Annotated in this window: 15 protein-coding genes; 8 read left to right on the top strand and 7 right to left on the bottom strand. The window is 74.5% G+C overall.

Annotated elements, in window-relative coordinates:
• The first annotated feature begins 36 nt into the window (after nt 1–36).
• On the top strand, nt 37–1,677 hold the full coding sequence (locus tag BJP40_RS04340) for an ABC-F family ATP-binding cassette domain-containing protein (protein ID WP_071278703.1): 1,641 nt from the start codon (nt 37–39) through the stop codon (nt 1,675–1,677).
• Between the two features lie 125 nt (nt 1,678–1,802).
• On the opposite strand, the gene BJP40_RS04335 is transcribed toward BJP40_RS04340, so the two are convergent.
• Nucleotides 1,803–1,997 carry a hypothetical protein gene (locus BJP40_RS04335; protein WP_071278701.1) on the bottom strand — a complete coding sequence of 65 codons (195 nt, stop codon included), beginning with the start codon at nt 1,995–1,997 and terminating at the stop codon, nt 1,803–1,805.
• 366 nt (nt 1,998–2,363) lie between these two features.
• On the opposite strand from BJP40_RS04335, the gene BJP40_RS04330 reads away from it, so the two are divergent.
• Nucleotides 2,364–2,696, top strand: coding sequence for a hypothetical protein (locus BJP40_RS04330; RefSeq protein ID WP_071278699.1), 333 nt, complete (start codon nt 2,364–2,366; stop codon nt 2,694–2,696).
• Nucleotides 2,697–2,742: 46 nt separating this feature from the next.
• Here BJP40_RS04330 and BJP40_RS04325 read toward each other — a convergent pair whose 3' ends face one another.
• From BJP40_RS04325 to BJP40_RS04310, 4 genes are all read right to left on the bottom strand, one after another.
• Nucleotides 2,743–4,275: a hypothetical protein gene (locus BJP40_RS04325; RefSeq protein ID WP_071278697.1), complete on the bottom strand. Its 1,533-nt coding sequence runs from the start codon at nt 4,273–4,275 to the stop codon at nt 2,743–2,745.
• 454 nt (nt 4,276–4,729) lie between these two features.
• Nucleotides 4,730–7,105 carry a Tex family protein gene (locus BJP40_RS04320; RefSeq protein ID WP_071278695.1) on the bottom strand — a complete coding sequence of 792 codons (2,376 nt, stop codon included), beginning with the start codon at nt 7,103–7,105 and terminating at the stop codon, nt 4,730–4,732.
• A gap of 105 nt (nt 7,106–7,210) precedes the next feature.
• Nucleotides 7,211–8,083 carry a hypothetical protein gene (locus tag BJP40_RS04315; protein WP_071278693.1) on the bottom strand — a complete coding sequence of 291 codons (873 nt, stop codon included), beginning with the start codon at nt 8,081–8,083 and terminating at the stop codon, nt 7,211–7,213.
• A 67-nt stretch (nt 8,084–8,150) separates the two neighbouring features.
• Nucleotides 8,151–8,894 carry an enoyl-CoA hydratase/isomerase family protein gene (locus BJP40_RS04310; protein WP_079168937.1) on the bottom strand — a complete coding sequence of 248 codons (744 nt, stop codon included), beginning with the start codon at nt 8,892–8,894 and terminating at the stop codon, nt 8,151–8,153.
• Between the two features lie 83 nt (nt 8,895–8,977).
• On the opposite strand from BJP40_RS04310, the gene BJP40_RS04305 reads away from it, so the two are divergent.
• Together BJP40_RS04305 and BJP40_RS04300 are read left to right on the top strand one after the other, a co-directional pair.
• Complete coding sequence (locus BJP40_RS04305) at nt 8,978–9,640, top strand: HdeD family acid-resistance protein (RefSeq protein WP_071278691.1); 663 nt, start codon at nt 8,978–8,980, stop codon at nt 9,638–9,640.
• Nucleotides 9,641–9,732: 92 nt separating this feature from the next.
• A complete protein-coding gene (locus tag BJP40_RS04300; protein ID WP_071278689.1) occupies nt 9,733–10,212 on the top strand; it encodes an ATP-binding protein in 480 nt (159 codons plus the stop codon).
• Between the two features lie 247 nt (nt 10,213–10,459).
• Here BJP40_RS04300 and idi read toward each other — a convergent pair whose 3' ends face one another.
• Both idi and BJP40_RS04290 read right to left on the bottom strand, forming a co-directional pair.
• Nucleotides 10,460–11,065 (bottom strand): isopentenyl-diphosphate Delta-isomerase, encoded by a 606-nt coding sequence (gene idi / locus BJP40_RS04295; RefSeq protein WP_071278687.1) that lies wholly within the window; start codon nt 11,063–11,065, stop codon nt 10,460–10,462.
• 182 nt (nt 11,066–11,247) lie between these two features.
• Nucleotides 11,248–12,189, bottom strand: coding sequence for a cation diffusion facilitator family transporter (locus BJP40_RS04290; RefSeq protein WP_071278685.1), 942 nt, complete (start codon nt 12,187–12,189; stop codon nt 11,248–11,250).
• 369 nt (nt 12,190–12,558) lie between these two features.
• Between BJP40_RS04290 and BJP40_RS04285 the strand changes: the two genes are divergently transcribed.
• The 4 genes from BJP40_RS04285 to BJP40_RS04270 are packed head-to-tail and all read left to right on the top strand — an operon-like array spanning nt 12,559 to nt 17,099.
• Nucleotides 12,559–14,547 (top strand): DUF5941 domain-containing protein, encoded by a 1,989-nt coding sequence (locus BJP40_RS04285; protein ID WP_079170906.1) that lies wholly within the window; start codon nt 12,559–12,561, stop codon nt 14,545–14,547.
• Nucleotides 14,544–15,293 carry a sugar phosphate nucleotidyltransferase gene (locus BJP40_RS04280; RefSeq protein WP_071278681.1) on the top strand — a complete coding sequence of 250 codons (750 nt, stop codon included), beginning with the start codon at nt 14,544–14,546 and terminating at the stop codon, nt 15,291–15,293. The genes BJP40_RS04285 and BJP40_RS04280 overlap by 4 nt, the downstream gene beginning before the upstream one ends.
• Nucleotides 15,281–16,342 (top strand): iron-containing alcohol dehydrogenase family protein, encoded by a 1,062-nt coding sequence (locus BJP40_RS04275; RefSeq protein ID WP_071265016.1) that lies wholly within the window; start codon nt 15,281–15,283, stop codon nt 16,340–16,342. Before BJP40_RS04280 ends, BJP40_RS04275 begins: the two co-directional genes overlap by 13 nt.
• The gene (locus tag BJP40_RS04270; protein ID WP_071278679.1) at nt 16,320–17,099 is read left to right on the top strand and encodes a CDP-alcohol phosphatidyltransferase family protein; all 780 of its coding nucleotides are present in this window, start codon (nt 16,320–16,322) and stop codon (nt 17,097–17,099) included. The genes BJP40_RS04275 and BJP40_RS04270 overlap by 23 nt, the downstream gene beginning before the upstream one ends.
• Nucleotide 17,100: the final 1 nt, after the last annotated feature.

Genomic DNA, 17,100 nt, shown 5'->3' with positions numbered 1-17,100 from the left:
GCCGGTCGACGCCCGCTGGCTAGGATCGGGCTCCTGATGACTGCCACACTCGTTGCCAAGCACCTCGCCGCCGCGCACGGCGAGCGGTCCCTCTTCTCCGGCCTCGACCTCGTCGTGGCCCCCGGGGACGTGATCGGCCTCGTCGGCGTCAACGGCGCGGGGAAGTCCACCCTCCTCCGGCTTCTCGCAGGGCTCGACACCCCCGAGCACGGCGAGATCCGGCTGTCGCCGCCCACCGCGACCGTCGGCCACCTGCCCCAGGAGCCCGAGCGCCGCCCCGGGGAGACCGTGCGGGACTTCCTCGCCCGCCGCACCGGTGTCGCCGCCGCGCAGTCCGCCATGGACGCCGCCGCGCAGGCCCTCGTGGAGGGGGCGCCCGGTGCCGACGACGCGTACGCCGCGGCCCTGGAACGCTGGCTGGACCTGGGCGGCGCGGACCTGGACGAGCGCGCCGAGGAGACCGCCGCGGGGCTCGGCCTGGACGTCGGGCTCGACCAGCCGATGACCGGGCTGTCCGGGGGCCAGGCCGCCCGCGCCGGGCTCGCCTCCCTCCTCCTGTCCCGCTACGACGTGTTCCTGCTGGACGAACCGACGAACGACCTGGATCTCGACGGCCTGGAACGGCTGGAGGGCTTCGTCCGGGGCCTGCGCGCCGGGACCGTCGTCATCAGCCACGACCGCGAGTTCCTCGCCCGCACCGCCACCCGGATCCTCGAACTCGACCTGGCGCAGCAGCGGACCACCCTGTACGGCGGCGGCTACGAGGCGTACCTGGAGGAGCGTGACACCGCGCGCCGCCACGCCCGCGAGGACTACGAGGAGTACGCCGACAAGAAGGCCGCCCTGGAGACGCGGGCCCGGATGCAGCGCTCGTGGATGGACAAGGGCGTCAAGAACGCCCGTCGCAAGGCGGGCGGCGACAACGACAAGATCGGGCGCAAGTTCCGCAGCGAGGCGAGCGAGAAGCAGGCCGCGAAGGCCCGTCAGACCCAGCGCATGATCGAGCGCCTCGACGAGGTGGAGGAGCCCCGCAAGGAGTGGGAGCTGCGGATGGAGATCGCCGCCGCCCCGCGCTCCGGAGCGGTCGTGGCGACGCTGCGTGACGCGGAGGTGCGCCGCGGGGACTTCGCCTTCGGGCCCGTCTCGCTCCAGGTCGACTGGGCGGACCGGATCGCCGTCACCGGTGCGAACGGCTCGGGCAAGTCCACCCTGCTCGCGGCGCTGCTGGGCAGGCTGACGCTGGACGCTGGGCACGCGGCCCTGGGCTCGGGCGTGCTCGTCGGCGAGGTGGACCAGGCACGGCGCCTCTTCCACGGCTCCGAGACGCTGCTGGACGCGTTCGGCGCTGCGGTGCCCGACACGGAACCGGCGGAGGTCCGCACCCTGCTCGCGAAGTTCGGCCTGAAGGCCGCGCACGTGCTCCGCCCGGCGACGACGCTGTCCCCGGGCGAGCGCACCAGGGCGGCCCTCGCCCTGCTGCAGGGGCGCGGCGTCAACCTGCTGGTACTGGACGAGCCGACCAACCACCTCGACCTGCCCGCGATCGAGCAACTGGAGTCCGCCCTCGACGCGTACGAGGGCACGCTGCTGCTCGTCACCCACGACCGCCGCATGCTGGACGCGGTGCGGGTCACCCGCCGTCTGGAGGTCGCGGACGGCAAGGTCACGGAACTCTGACCGACCGGTCCCGTCGACTCCGCCCCCGGTCCCTTACGGGTGCCGCCGCCCCGGTCGCCTCCGCCGCCACGACCCCGTGGGCCGAGGCACCCTGGCCGGTGGCGCCCGTCGGCCCGGTGCCTCCGTCAGGGCCGGTCCTCCGGCTCCTCGTAGGCGTCGAACGTGCTGTACGCCTCCTCGTCGGGGGTGGCGTGCTCGACGCGCTCGCGCTCGGCGTCCGGCGACCCGGCGGCCCCGCCTCCCTGCTTCCGCTCCGCCTGCCGCTTCTCCTCCTCCCGGTGCCTGCGGACTTCCTCGGGCTTGTCCCCGATTTGATTCATGATCGTCTCCGTGGTCCGTCGTCGGTGTGTCCGGTGACGCGGCCAGACTCACACGCCCCGCCCGCCCCCGCACCTCGGCCGCCGGTGCCTCCACCACCGTGTTGCTCCGGCACGCGCCGGGCCGTTCTGAGGGGCCCTGGTACGCCCGCGACCGGTCCGCGGCAGTCCGGTGGTCGGGGCGGCAGGCCGGGGGCGGCCGGTCCCGGGGTGCGGTGCGACGCCGCGCCGGTGGCGGCCGCCCCGTCGCCCGGTGGGGGCGTAGCCGTCGGCACGAGCGCGACCGGGCGGCACGATGAGTACCGGAACGCACCTCCCTGAGTACGCCCGCACTGGGCCACCGGTGACCTGGGTGCTGAGCTGGTGCCCATGAGTGAGACGACCCCCGCCCGGCCCGCGGACCGCACCGCCGGGCCCCCTGCTCCCGCCCCGGTGCCGGTGTGGACCACCGCTGCGACGGTGGCCCTGATCCCGGTGGCCCTCCTCTTCGGGGCGTTCGCCGGGATGGCCGCCGACAGGTACCCGCAGACCGTGGCCCTCGTCGTGACCGGATGGTACGCGTCGTGGACGGTCACCCCGCTGCTCGTGGTGGCCTCCCGCCTGCGCCCGAGGCGCCCTGCCTGGGCCGGGCTCTGCCGCTGGGCCGGATGGGCCGCGCCGATCCCGCCCGCGGTCACGATCCTGCTGGTCCTGGGCCTGTAGCCGCCGGCAGCCCGGCCGCGGGACCCGCCGGGCCGACCGTTCCCGGCTAGGGCAGCGGACAGGTGAAGGGGAGGACGCGTTCGGTCAGCTGCCCGGTGAGGTGGGTGTCGGTGAGGGCGGCCTCCGTGACCCAGTCCGTTCGCGTCAGCTGGTCGACCAGGGGCGGCAGTTCGCCGGCGTCGACCGGGACGCGGTCGGCCAGAGCGGCCAGGGAGACGCCCTGGCCGTCGGCGCCGAGGCGCCCGGAGGCGTCGGCCCAGGTGGCCAGCGTCACGGCGAGCAGCCGGGTGGCCGCGGTGGCCTTGGTCTTGCGGAGCTTCTTGTCCCCGACGACCCTCTGGGCCCAGCCGGACAGCTTGGGCCGCATCTTCCTGCCGAACGTGAACGGGCCCGTTCCGTCCTCGGAGGGCACGAGCGAGGGCACGGTGATCGCCGTCGGGCTCTCCGGGCGGGACGCGAGCAGGTCACCGGCGGTACCGGGCAGGGTGAGCCAGCCGCACGCCGCCAACTTCGCGACCAGGTCCTCCGGATCGCCGAGACCGAGCGAGGTGAGGTCCTGGCCGACGGCGTTCCCCGTGCCGGTGTGGGCGGTGCGCAGGGTCAGCATGAGCACCAGCAACCGGGCCTCCGCCCCGGGCAGCGGGCTGTGGCCGGCCGCGTACGCGAGGACGGAACGTGCGTGCTCCCACTGCGCCGGTGCCGTCAGCAGCCGTGCCACGGCCGGACCGTCACCGACGGGGACTCCACCGGTGCGCTGCTGGTGCTGGAGGCGGATGGCCGTGGCGGCCTGCTCGGCACGCCGCGCCTCCCCGCGCAGGGCGCCGTCGCAGGTCACGTCGGCCCACCCGTCGAAGGCGCGGGCCTTGCGCTCGTGGAGGTCGGCGAGCAGCGCCAGATCGGGCTCGGGCCGCTGCTGGTAGGCGCGGAACAGGTCTCCCAACTCGACGAGCTCGTCCCGCAACTCCGTGGGCCGCAGGTCCGGGGGGATGATCCGCTGCGCGATCTTCTTCTGCGGCAGCCGGCCGCGCGTGGGCGCGGAGCGGGGGCCGGGCACGTCCCGTGCACCGCCCGTGGGCGCGGCGTGGTCGGAGAACCGGGGCCTGCCGGCGGGCGCGGTGCGGGACCGGTCCACGGCGGCCCCCGGTCCGGGCACGGGCTGAGCCGTGGCGACGACCTTGGCGGCGGGCATGGCGGCCGCGCAGCGTGAGCAGCACTCCAGCGCCTGCCACCAGCGGCCTTCCCGGTCGGCGAGGACAGCCAGGACGACCGGCCCGCCGCACCGCCAGGGCTGTCCCCGGCCCTCCCGTTCGTCGGGGCGGATGTGCGTGCGGCAGCTGTCGGAACGGCACGCGCAGTACGCGTCGGCGCGGGGTCCGTCGGCCGCCTTCAGGTGGGCCTTGAGGTGGGCGACGGCGGCGGTGCGGCCCGCGGCCGTGGACGGCAGGCGCTGCTCGGTGCACGAGGGGCGGCTGCACGAGACGCGTACGGCCGCGCTGCCGCGCCCCGCGGCGTCCAGCCGGACCGTCCATCTGCGTCCGAGGACCCGCTCGTCCAGCTCGTTGGCCGTGGCCTCCGTCATCCCGTACTTCCTCCTCTACCGTCCACCCGCTGCCCGTACGGGCCCCCGCACACCGGGCCCGGCACCGTCGCGGCGGCCGCGCCGCGCACGGCAGGCCGCCGCCGGACCGCCGACCACCGGTGCGGTGAGGACCGACGGCCCCACCTCGCCCCGTGGTCCGTCACCCCCGTGCCGCAGCCGGCCCCTTCGTGCACGCGGACCGCGAGGCGGCCCGCACCGGCGCTCCCGCGGTGCCGCGGACCTCCGCATCAGGCACGTTCCACGCCGGGCACGCGGGGAGGCGGGCACGCGTCGACGCCCCGAAGCGCCGGGCCCCGCGCCAAGTTACCCCGCCCCGGCGGCCGTGCGCCGCCATACCGGGCTTCGGGCGGCGTATTTCAGGCTCACGGGTGGACCGTACGCGGCAGCCGGGGCGAGTGGGGCGATCCGCCCACTCGCCCCGGCCGGTCACGGCTCAGCGCCGGCGGTCGCCGCCGCCGTCCAGCAGGCCCGCCTTGCGGAGGGCGTCGGCCATCGCGCTGTTCGCGGGCGGAGGGGCCTGCCGGTCGCCGCCGCGGGCACCGCCCCGGCCGTCCTTGCCGGCGCCTCCCTGGCGCTGCCGCGGCGGGCGTCCACCGCGCTCGCGGCGGGGGCCCGGGCCCTCGGCGGGCCCGCCCGCGGCCGCCTCGTCGTCCAGCCGCAGCGTCAGCGAGATCCGCTTGCGCGCCACGTCCACGTCGAGGACCTTCACCTTGACCACGTCACCCGGCTTCACCACGTCCCGCGGGTCCTTGACGAAGGTCCGCGACATGGCCGACACGTGCACCAGGCCGTCCTGGTGGACACCCACGTCCACGAAGGCGCCGAAGGCCGCCACGTTCGTCACGACGCCTTCCAGCACCATGCCCGGTGCGAGGTCGCCGATCTTCTCCACGCCTTCCTTGAACGTGGCCGTCCGGAACGCCGGGCGGGGGTCGCGGCCCGGCTTCTCCAGTTCCCGCAGGATGTCCGTGACGGTCGGCAGGCCGAACGTGTCGTCCACGAAGGCGTCCGGCCGCAGGGACCGCAGCACACCCGTGTTGCCGATCAGCGCCGCGACCTCCCCGCCGGTCGTCTTCACCATCCGCCGCACCACCGGGTACGCCTCGGGGTGCACCGCCGACGCGTCCAGCGGGTCGTCGCCGCCCCGGATCCGCAGGAAGCCGGCGCACTGCTCGAACGCCTTCGGGCCCAGCCGCGGCACGTCCTTCAGGGCCTTGCGCGACCGGAAGGGCCCGTTGGCGTCCCGGTGCGCCACGATGTTCTCCGCGAGGCCGGGGCCGATGCCCGACACCCGCGACAGCAGCGGCGCCGAAGCCGTGTTGACGTCCACGCCCACACCGTTCACGCAGTCCTCGACCACCGCGTCCAGCGACCTGGACAGCTTCACCTCGGACAGGTCGTGCTGGTACTGGCCGACGCCGATCGACTTCGGGTCGATCTTCACCAGCTCCGCCAGCGGGTCCTGGAGGCGCCGCGCGATCGACACCGCGCCGCGCAGCGACACGTCGAGCCCCGGCAGTTCCTGCGCGGCGAACGCGGACGCCGAGTACACCGACGCGCCCGCCTCCGACACCAGCACCTTCGTCAGCCCCAGCTCCGGGTGGCGGGCGATCAGGTCCGCGGCCAGCCGGTCGGTCTCGCGCGACGCCGTGCCGTTGCCGATCGCGACCAGCTCCACGCGGTGTGCCTTCGCCAGCCGCGCCAGGGCGGCGAGCGACTCCTCCCACTTGTTCTGCGGCACGTGCGGGTAGACCGTGTCGGTCGCCACGACCTTCCCGGTCCCGTCGACCACGGCGACCTTCACGCCCGTGCGGTAGCCCGGGTCGAGGGCGAGCGTCGGCCGGGTCCCGGCCGGAGCCGCGAGCAGCAGGTCCCGCAGGTTGGCGGCGAACACGCGCACCGCCTCGTCCTCGGCGGCGGTGCGCAGCCGCAGCCGGAGGTCGATGCCCAGGTGCACGAGGATGCGGGTGCGCCACGCCCAGCGGACGGTCTCCTTCAGCCACGGGTCGGCCGGGCGGCCCCGGTCCTCGATCCCGAACCGCCGGGCCACCATGCCCTCGTACGTCGAGGGGCCGTCGACCGGCTCCTCCGGTTCCAGTACGAGGTCCAGCACGTCCTCCTTCTCCCCGCGCAGCATCGCCAGCACGCGGTGCGAGGGCAGCTCGGTGAAGCCCTCGGCGAAGTCGAAGTAGTCGGCGAACTTGGCGCCCGCCTCCTCCTTGCCCGCCCGGACCTTGGCGACGAGGCGGCCCCGCGTCCACATCCGCTCGCGCACCTCCCCGATCAGGTCGGCGTCCTCGGAGAACCGCTCCGTCAGGATCGCCCGCGCGCCCTCCAGCGCCGCCGCCGGGTCCGCGACGCCCTTGTCCGCGTCGACGAAGGCGGCAGCGGCGGCGAGCGGCTCCACGGCCGGGTCCGCCAGCAGCCCTTCGGCCAGCGGCTCCAGCCCGGCCTCCCGGGCGATCTGCGCCTTGGTGCGCCGCTTCGGCTTGAACGGCAGGTAGACGTCCTCCAGGCGGGCCTTGGTGTCGGCCTCCCGGATCTGCGCCTCCAGGGCCTCCGTCAGCTTGCCCTGCTCGCGCACGGAGTCGAGGATCGCGGCCCGCCGGTCCTCCAGCTCCCGCAGGTACCGCAGGCGCTCCTCCAGCGTGCGCAGCTGGGTGTCGTCGAGCATCCCGGTCGCTTCCTTGCGGTAGCGGGCGATGAACGGCACGGTCGAACCGCCGTCCAGCAGCTCCACGGCCGCCCTGACCTGTCGCTCCCGTACGCCGAGCTCCTCGGCGATCCTGCCTTCGATGGACGTCGTCACGGTGTGTCCGACCCGCCTTCTCGTGCCTTCAGGGTTGCGGTCGCATTCTGCCCGCTCGGGGCGGGACGTGTGGCATCCCGCCCCGACGCGCCGCGGGGCCGGGTGTCAGTCGCGGGCCCCGACCTCGCCGGGGAAGGCGCCCGCCGCGACCGCCGCGGCCAGGAAGTTCATGGCCAGCTTGGTCAGCCGGGCCACGCCGTCCTCGCCCAGGAGGGCGTAGGGCGCCGCGTCCATCCGGTCCGTGTGCGCCTCCACCTCCTCGCGCAGGGCCCGGCCGGAGTCCGTCAGACCGCCCTCGGCGTCGAGCAGGCCGCGGTCCTTCAGCCGTGCGCCCGCCGCGTCCCAGTCCGCCCGGCCCCAGCCGCGGATGCCGAGGGCCCAGCGGGTCGAGACGCCGCTGCCGGCGGCGGTGTGGGTGACCATGGCCTCCAGCGGGTCGAGCCCCGCGTGCAGCAGGGCGGCCACGTGCGCGTCGCCGCGGTGCTCCCGCAGCAGCGTGGCCGCCCACCAGTAGCGCAGGTGCGCGGGCCCGTCGGGGAGCGGCACATCGGCGTGCGCCGCGTACAGCGGGCGGGCGTGCCGGGTGCAGCCCTCCGCCGCCCGCAGGGCCAGCTCGGCGGCCTCCGCCATGTCGTCGGACGCCACGACCGCGTCGCCGAGCAGCCGCCGCACGGTCGCCTCGGCGGCCCGCAGCCTCGCCGCGGTGACCTCCTGCGGAGGGGCGGTCTCCCAGACCGCGGGCAGGTGGCGGGCTATGAGGGCCGGGTTGAAGTTGTTGAACGCGGCGGTGACCGGGCCCGGCCCCACGGCCCCCATGGGCGCCGAGCGCGCGGCCAGATAGGCGGCATGCCCGTCCTCGATGCCGAGGGCGGCCAGCTCCTTCGCGGTCTCGGGCGAGAAGTAGACGGCGGCGTGGAAGAGGTTGAGCGCGTGGTGGCAGCGGCGCACGGGGGGCTGCGGCAGCGTCGGTGTGGTCATACCCGGCACCTTACCGACTGGTCGGTACGGGCCAGTAGGGTTCCGGCCACCCGGCCGCCGGCGCGGCTCAGCCCGGGTACGTGAAGCGCGGCGGCCGCCGTTCCAGGAAGGCCGTCACGCCCTCCTCGCGGTCACCGCTCCGGTGCGCCTCCTCCGCCCAGTGCCCCGCCCGGCCGGTCCGGCCGTCCGCGAAGTCCTTGGCCGCCATCTGCGTCAGCAGGGACCGGGACAGCAGCACCCGGACGAAGGCGTCCACCCGCCCGTCGAGCTGCCCGGGCGGCAGCACCTCGTCCACCAGGCCGGTCCGCAGTGCCCGCTCGGCGCCGACGAGCTCGCCGGAGAACAGCAGGTACTTGGCGGTGGCCGGGCCCACCAGCGAGACCAGGCGCCGCGTGGAGGAGGCGCCGTACACGATCCCCAGCTTGGCCGGGGTGATGCCGAAGCGTGCCCCCTCCTCGGCGAACCGCAGGTCGCAGGCGGCGGCGAGCTGGCACCCGCCGCCCACGCAGTAGCCGCGCACGGAGGCCAGCGTCGGTCTGGGGAACGCCGCGAGTGCCTCCTCGGCGCGCACGGCGAGGGCCTGCTGCTCGTCGCCCGGCCGCCGCAGCGTGGAGATGTCCGCCCCGGCGCAGAACGTGTCCCCGTCGCCGGTCAGCACCAGGGCCCGCACCCCGGGGTCGACGGCCAGCTCCGCGAGGAGCCCGGGCATCCGCCGCCACATCGCGGCGGTCATGGCGTTGCGCTTGGCGGGGTTGCTGATGACGACGGTGGCGACACCGTCGGCGACGCGGTGCGTGAGCTGCGGCTCCATGCGCCGGATGCTATCCGGAGACCGCGACCGTACGATCAAGAAGGGGGCGCCGCGAGCAACGACCGAGGAAGCGAGGCGCTCTGATGGCCCGTACCACCCGCGACGACCCGGCCCGTGCGGGCCGCAGGCTGAGCCGCAGCTTCGGCTGGCTGGCACTGCTCGGGTTCATCCTGGCGATCGGCGGTGTCTTCGGCCTGGTCTACACCGGGCTGGCCACCCTCACGTCGATGCTGCTCTTCGGGTGGCTGCTGCTGATCGGGGGTGTCGTCGGGCTGCTGCACGCCGTGCAGTCCCGGGGCACCGGCTTCTTCTGGCTGGCCGTGGTGGTGGCGGCGCTGAACATCGCGGCGGGGTTCGTCGTCATCCGCCACCCGCAGGAGTCCGCCGAGGCGTTCACCATGTTCGCCGCCCTGCTGTTCCTGACCGGCGGTCTGTTCCGCCTGGTGGGCAGCGTGGTGGTGCGCGGCCCGCAGTTCGGCTGGACGCTGCTCCAGGGCGCCTTCGGCGTCCTGCTGGGCCTGCTGGTCCTGTTCAACTGGCCGGAGAGCAGCCTGTACGTGCTGGGCACCTTCTTCTCGCTGGCCCTGCTCTTCGACGGGCTCGGCCTGATCGCCATGGGCGTCGGCGGCCGCCGGATCGTGGGGCTGGTCTCCGAGCAGATGGCCGGGCAGGAGGGCGAGGACGGCACCGCGGAAGGTCCGGTCGGCCCTGCCCCGACGCCCCGCCCAGACCGATCGAAAGAGTAAGAGAACCGATCGCAAGCGGTCGCAACCCTTCAGAAGCATGACACTTGCGGTCGCCTGCCCGGCCCTGGCGTCCCTGGCCCAACACTCGACCCGTGGCGACAATCGAGCACGAGGGTGAGCGTCGGACCGGGGACGGCCAGGCAGGTGACCCGGCCCGGCCGCCGTCGTACGAAGGGGTCTGGCGCTTCACCGCACCCGCGGTGGACGCCTCCGTGCCGCAGTCCCGGCACGCCGTACGCGAGCTGCTGCACGGGCAGGGGGTTCCGGCCCGCGACGACATCGTCCAGGGCCTGCTGCTGATCGTCTCCGAGCTGGTGACCAACGCCGTACGGCACGCGGCGCTGCTCTCCCCGCAGCTGGCGGTGGAGGTGGCGATCAGCGCCGACTGGGTCCGGGTCTCCGTGGAGGACAGCCACCCGTACCGTCCGAAAGCGCTGGAGACCGACGCCGCGCAGACGGGCGGGCGGGGACTGCTCCTCGTCCGTGAGATCACCCGGGAGGCGGGCGGCACCTGCGACGTCCAGCGCACGGCGACCGGCGGCAAGATCATCTGGGCGGCGCTGCCGCTGTAGCGGTTGCCGCACCGGAGGTGCGGCCCCACGGCCCCGCGCGGCGGCGGCCGGCGTCGTCGTCCGGTGCGGGCACGCGGCGGCGCCCTGCGGCAGCGCCCGGGGAGGCGGCCGTCGCCGTGCCGCTCACCTCAAGGCGGACGCGACCCCGGTGACGCGGGCCGCCTGCCGCGGAGCCGGGACCGTCGCGCGCGGGCGGGGAACGCCGGGCCGCTGCCTGCGGGCACGGCCCGAGGCGTGGTCGGCGGGCTCACCAGCCGCCCGCGGCCCCCGTCAGCTCCTTGACGGCGGGGCGCGCCGCGTCCAGCACCGTCATGAACCACGCGGAGAACGGAGCCGAGGCGTGCCGCTCCGCAAGTTCCTGCGCCGTCACGAACGCCGTCTCCTCGACTTCCTCGGGGTCCGGCCTCAGCGGCGCCTGCACCATGCCGACGAAGAGGTGGTTGTACTCCTGCTCCACCAGGCCGGACGCCGGGTCCGGGTGGTTGTAGCGCACCGTGCCCGCCTCGGCCATCAGCGACGGCGACACCCCGAGCTCCTCGTGCACCCGCCGGGCCGCGGCCGCGAACGGCGCCTCCCCCGGATAGGGGTGGCCGCAGCAGGTGTTCGACCACACGCCGGGGGAGTGGTACTTCCCGAGCGCCCGCCGCTGCAGCAGCAACCGGCCCTCCTCGTCGAAGAGGAAGACGGAGAACGCCCGGTGCAGTCGCCCGGGCGCCTGGTGGGCGGAGAGCTTCTCGGCGGTGCCGATGGTGTTGCCGTTCTCGTCGACCAGTTCGAGCATGATCGCGGGCGCTGCTCCGTCCGGCGTCCCGTCCGGGGAGCTGTGCGTCGCGGTGGCAGGTGTGGTCGGCATAACCATCCTTCGCATCGGTTCTCGGCCCTGTGGGGCATTCCACAGTCTGCCGCACATAAGCGGCTTGTCGGCACACCTCACACGCCGTTCACCCGCCCAGGGACGTGGGCCGCCGCGCTCACGCCCCCCACCCGCACGCCGCCGTCCCCTCCCGGCCGAGCGGACGGCGGCGTGCGCAGCGCTCAGTGGCAGAGGTGCGCCTCGTGCGCGGCATGGCCGGTCGGCTCCAGCTGGAACGTGCAGTGCTCCACGTCGAAGTGGCCCACCAGGCACTCCTGGAGGTCGTGCAGCATCTTCTCGTGCCCCGGCCCCTCCAGTGCGGGCGCGTCGACGACGACGTGCGCCGACAGCACGGGCATCCCGGACGTGATCGTCCACGCGTGCAGGTCGTGCACGTCCCGCACCCCCGGCAGGGCCAGCAGGTGCGAGCGCACTTCGGTCATGTCCACGCCCTTCGGTGCGGCCTCCAGCAGCACGTCCAGCGTCTCCCGCAGCAGCTTCACCGTACGCGGCACGATCATGAGGCCGATCACCAGGGACGCGATCGGGTCGGCCGCCTGCCAGCCGGTGAGCAGGATGACCCCCGCGGCGACGATCACCGTCACCGACCCCAGCGCGTCCGCGAGCACCTCCAGATAGGCGCCGCGCACGTTCAGGCTCTCCTTCTGGCCCCGCATCAGCAGCGACAGCGACACGACGTTCGCCACGAGGCCGACCACGGCGAAGAGGATCGCCAGGCCCCCCTTGGTCTCCGCCGGGGTGACGAACCGCTGCACGGCCTCGTACAGGACGTAACCGCCGGCACCGAGCAGCAGCAGGCAGTTCGCCAGCGCCGCCAGGATCTCGGCCCGGGCGTACCCGTACGTGCGGTTCGGGGTCGGAGGGCGGTTGGCGATGTGGATGGCGACCAGCGCCATCGCCAGGCCGACGGCGTCCGTCGCCATGTGGGCCGCGTCGGCGATCAGCGCGAGCGAGTTCGCGAGGACGCCGCCGATGATCTCCACCACCATCACGGACAGGGTGATCGACAGCGCGATCCGCAGGCGCCACCGGTGCGCGGACCCCGCGGTCCCCGCGGGCGGCGCCCCTCCGTGCACGTGCCCGTGGTCGTGCCCAGCGCCCATGAGAAGTCGCCTCCACCTCGGTCGGTCCCCGGTCCCGGTCGCCGGTCAGTCAACTACGGGTGGGGGGTATGTGCAAGCTGATGCTGAACACCGTTGTCATATGCTCTGACCTGCGGATACGTGTCCAGGTCGGAAGGTGCGACGATCACGGTTTGTCGCTCGGGCGGCTGATCGACGATGATGATCGTGCCGCCCCTGCCCGCCGTCGCGGCGGCCAAACCTCGGTGAACTCCGGCTTCCGGGCATCCGATAGCCTCTGCCGACGCGCCCCTGCGCGCGCCCGGCCCTTTCTGCTCCAAGGAGTGAGTTCGTCTGTCGACCGCCATCCTCACCGGTCCTCCGGTCCCCGGATCGCCGCTTGAGGGCGATCTGCGGTCGCTGGGCTTCGACGTCCGCACCGCCGACGGCGCCGAGGGCACGGCCGCTCTGCTCGCCTCCGTACCGGCCGGGCAGCGGGTCGCCCTCGTGGACCCCCGCTTCGTCGGCCACGTCCACGCCCTGCGCCTGGCTCTGACGGACCCCCGGTTCCCGGCCGCCGCCGCCCCCGGCGCCCTCACCGCCCAGCCCGCGGCCCGACCGGCGCTCACCCGCGCCCTGGCCGCCCTGGCGGAGGAGCCCGGCGGCGGGCCGGTGCGCCCCAGGGCGTCCGCGGCGCCCCCGCAGGGCCGCGCCGAGACGGCGGCCACTGCCGGCACCGACGCGTCCGCCGCCACGAGCACCGCCCCGGCGGCCGCCACCGGCACGGACGGGGCGGCCCCGGCCGGCACCGCGACCCGCACCGAGGCCGACCCCTCCGACACCGGCGTCTCCGGTTCCCCGGGTGCCGACGCGGACGGCTCGGGCGCCCGCCCCGCGGCGCCGGACGACTCCCTCCCCGACCTGCTCGCCGCGCGCCTCGACGCCGACGGCACCGCCGTGCACCGGCCCGTGCTCGGCTCGCTCGTCGCCGCGGTGCCGACCGGCCCGCAGGCCCGCAAGGAGACCCGGGACGCCGTCGCCGCGGTCGACGACGAGGCCGTCCGGCTCAGGGCCGCCGTGAAGTCCCGCGACGGGTTCTTCACCACGTTCTTCATCAGCCCCCACTCCCGCTACCTCGCCCGCTGGTGCGCACGCAGGGGCCTCACCCCGAACCAGGTCACCACCGCGTCCCTGCTGACCGCGCTCGCCGCGGCCGGCTGCGCGGCCACGGGGACGCGCGGCGGGTTCGTCGCGGCGGGCCTCCTGCTCCTCCTCTCCTTCGTCCTGGACTGCGCGGACGGCCAGCTCGCCCGCTACTCCCTCCAGTACTCGACGCTCGGCGCCTGGCTCGACGCCACCTTCGACCGCGTCAAGGAGTACGCCTACTACGCGGGTCTCGCCCTCGGCGCCGCCCGCGGCGGGGACGACGTGTGGGCGCTCGCCCTCGGCGCGATGGTGCTCCAGACCTGCCGCCACGTCGTGGACTTCTCGTTCAACGAGGCCAACCACGACGCCACCGCCAACACCAGCCCGACCGCGGCCCTCTCCGACCGGCTCGACAGCGTCGGCTGGACCGTCTGGATCCGCCGCATGATCATCCTGCCGATCGGGGAGCGCTGGGCGATGATCGCGGTGCTCACCGCGCTCACCACGCCCCGCACCGTCTTCTACGCCCTGCTCGCCGGCTGCGCCTTCGCCGCCTGCTACACCACCGCCGGGCGGGTGCTGCGCTCGCTGACCCGCAAGGCCCACAGGACCGACCGCGCCGCCCAGGCCCTCGCCGACCTGGCCGACAGCGGCCCCCTGGCCGAACTGCTCTCCAAGGCCGCGCGCGGCTCCTTCCCGCCGGCCGCCACCCGCACCCTCATCGCCGCGGCGGGCGCCGCCTGGCTGCTGATCGGCGCGGCCCTCGCTCCCCTCGGCAACGCCGTGCTCCTCGGTGCCGTGGTGTACGTCCTGACGTCCGCCACCGCGGTCGGCCGCCCCCTCAAGGGCCCCCTGGACTGGCTGGTGCCCCCGCTGTTCCGTGCCGCCGAGTACCTCACGGTCCTGATCCTCGCCGCCCGGTCGGGCGCCCCGGGCGCCCTGCCCGCGGCGTTCGGGCTGGTCGCGGCGGTCGCCTACCATCACTACGACACGGTCTACCGCATCCGCGGCGGCACCGGGGCGCCGCCCGCCTGGCTGGTGCGCACCCTCGGCGGGCACGACGGCCGCACCCTCCTCGTGGTGGTCCTGGCGGTCCTCTTCGCGACGGGCGGCCCCGGCGACGGCGGTGACCGCTTCACCCTGGCGCTCACCGCCCTCGCCGGAGCCCTCGCACTGGTGGGCCTCGCGGAGTCCGTCCGCTTCTGGGTGTCCGCCGGAGCACCCGCCGTACACGACGAAGGAGAAACCGCATGATCGGCCTCGTACTGGCAGCCGGTGCCGGACGGCGTCTGCGCCCCTACACCGACACGCTTCCGAAGGCCCTCGTGCCCGTGGACCCCGAGGGAACGGGCTCCACCACCGTCCTCGACCTCACCCTCGGCAACTTCGCCGAGGTCGGCCTCACCGAGGCCGCCGTCGTCGTCGGCTACCGCAAGGAGGCCGTCTACGAGCGCAAGGCCGCCCTCGAAGCGAAGTACGGGCTGAAGCTGACCCTCGTCGACAACGACAAGGCCGAGGAGTGGAACAACGCCTACTCCCTGTGGTGCGCCCGGGACATCCTCAAGGAGGGCGTCATCCTCGCCAACGGCGACACCGTGCACCCCGTCTCCGTCGAGCAGACCCTGCTCGCGGCCCGCGGCGGTGACCGGCGGATCATCCTCGCCCTCGACACGGTGAAGTCCCTCGCGGACGAGGAGATGAAGGTCGTCGCCGAGGACGGCCGCGGCGTGCGCCGCATCACCAAGCTCATGGACCCGGCCGCCGCCACCGGCGAGTACATCGGCGTCACCCTCATCGAGCCGGCCGCCGCCGCCGACCTCGCCGACGCGCTCAGGACCACCTTCGAGCGCGACCCCGACCTCTACTACGAGGACGGCTACCAGGAGCTCGTCGACCGCGGCTTCCGGATCGACACGGCGCCCATCGGAGACGTCCGCTGGGTGGAGATCGACAACCACGACGACCTCGCGAAGGGCCGTGAGATCGCGTGCCTGTACTGACCCGGCTGATCCCCTCGCCGGTCGTCGTCGACATCAGCCGGGGGGCGACGGACCGGCTGGCCGGTCTCCTCGCCGACCAGCGGATCTCCGCGTCCGGCCGACTCGCGATGGCGATCAGCAACGGCTCCGGACGCGCCCTGCGCGGCAAGCTGGCGCCGCTGCTGCCCGACGCCGACTGGTACACCGTCGACGACGGCACGATCGACTCCGCCGTACGCCTCGCCGACGCCATCCGCGGCAAGCGGTACGACGCGGTCGTCGGCCTCGGCGGCGGCAAGATCATCGACGTGGCGAAGTACGCCGCGGCGCGCATCGGCCTGCCCATGGTCGCCGTCGCGACGAACCTCTCCCACGACGGCGTCTGTTCCCCGATCTCCACGCTCGACAACGACAACGGCCGCGGTTCCTACGGGGTGCCCTCGCCGATCGCCATGGTCATCGACCTGGACGTGATCCGGGACGCCCCCGTGCGGTTCGTCCGCTCCGGCATCGGCGAAGCCGTCTCGAACCTGTCGGCCCTCGCCGACTGGGAGCTGGCCCACCGGGTCAACGGCGAGCACGTCGACGGCCTGGCCGCCGCCATGGCGCGCACCGCGGGCGAGTCCGTGCTGCGCCACCCCGGCGGCGTCGGCGACGACGAGTTCCTCACCGTCCTCGCCGAGGCCCTCGTCCTGAGCGGCATCGCCATGTCGATCAGCGGCGACAGCCGCCCGTCCTCCGGCGCCTGCCACGAGATCAGCCACGCCTTCGACCTGCTCCACCCGCGGCGCCGCGCCCTCCACGGCGAGCAGTGCGGCCTCGGCGCCGCCTTCGCCATGCACCTGCGCGGTGCCCGCGAGGAGGCCGGCCTCTTCGCGGAGGTGCTGCGCCGCCACGGCCTGCCGGTGCTGCCCGAGGAGATCGGGTTCACCGCGGACGAGTTCGCCGCGACCGTGGCGTACGCGCCGCAGACCCGCCCCGGGCGCTTCACGATCCTCGAACACCTCGACCTGTCCGCCGATCAGATCAGGGACGCGTACGCCGACTATGCCAAGACCATCCATTGCTGAACTCCGCCCGGTCGTCCACCCCGCCGGGGTGAAGGACCGGCGCAGCGGCGAGCACTGGGGCGGCCGCCTCTACATGCGCGAGGTCTCGCTGCGCGTCACCCGCCTCCTGGTCGGCACCCGCGTCACCCCGAACCAGCTCACGTACGTGATGACCGTCGCCGGCGTCCTCGCCGCCCCGGCGCTGCTGGTCCCGGGCATCCCGGGCGCCCTGCTCGGCGTGCTCATGGTCCAGCTGTACCTGCTGCTCGACTGCGTCGACGGGGAGGTGGCCCGCTGGAAGAAGCAGTTCTCGCTCGGCGGGGTGTACCTGGACCGCGTCGGCGCCTATCTGTGCGACGCGGCTGTGCTCGTCGGCTTCGGCCTGCGGGCCGCGGACCTCTGGGGGGGCGGCCGGATCGACTGGCTGTGGGCGTTCCTCGGCACCCTCGCCGCCCTCGGCGCGATCCTGATCAAGGCGGAGACCGACCTCGTCGGCGTCGCCCGGCACCAGGGCGGGCTGCCGCCGGTCAAGGAGTCCGCGTCCGAGCCGCGCTCGTCCGGCATGGCCCTGGCCCGCAGGGCCGCCGCCGCACTGAAGTTCCACCGGCTGATCCTGGGCATCGAGGCGTCGCTGCTCATCCTGCTGCTGGCGGTCGTCGACCAGGTCCGCGGTGACCTGTTCGCCACCCGCCTCGGGGTCGCGGTCCTCGCCGGGATCGCGCTCCTCCAGACCCTGCTGCACCTGGTGTCCGTCCTGGCGTCCAGCAGGCTCCGGTAAC

This window comes from Streptomyces sp. CC53, assembly GCF_001865245.1.
Taxonomy (GTDB): domain Bacteria; phylum Actinomycetota; class Actinomycetes; order Streptomycetales; family Streptomycetaceae; genus Streptomyces.
Note: the sequence above shows the minus strand (reverse complement) of the source record. Positions and strands in the feature narration are given on the sequence as shown.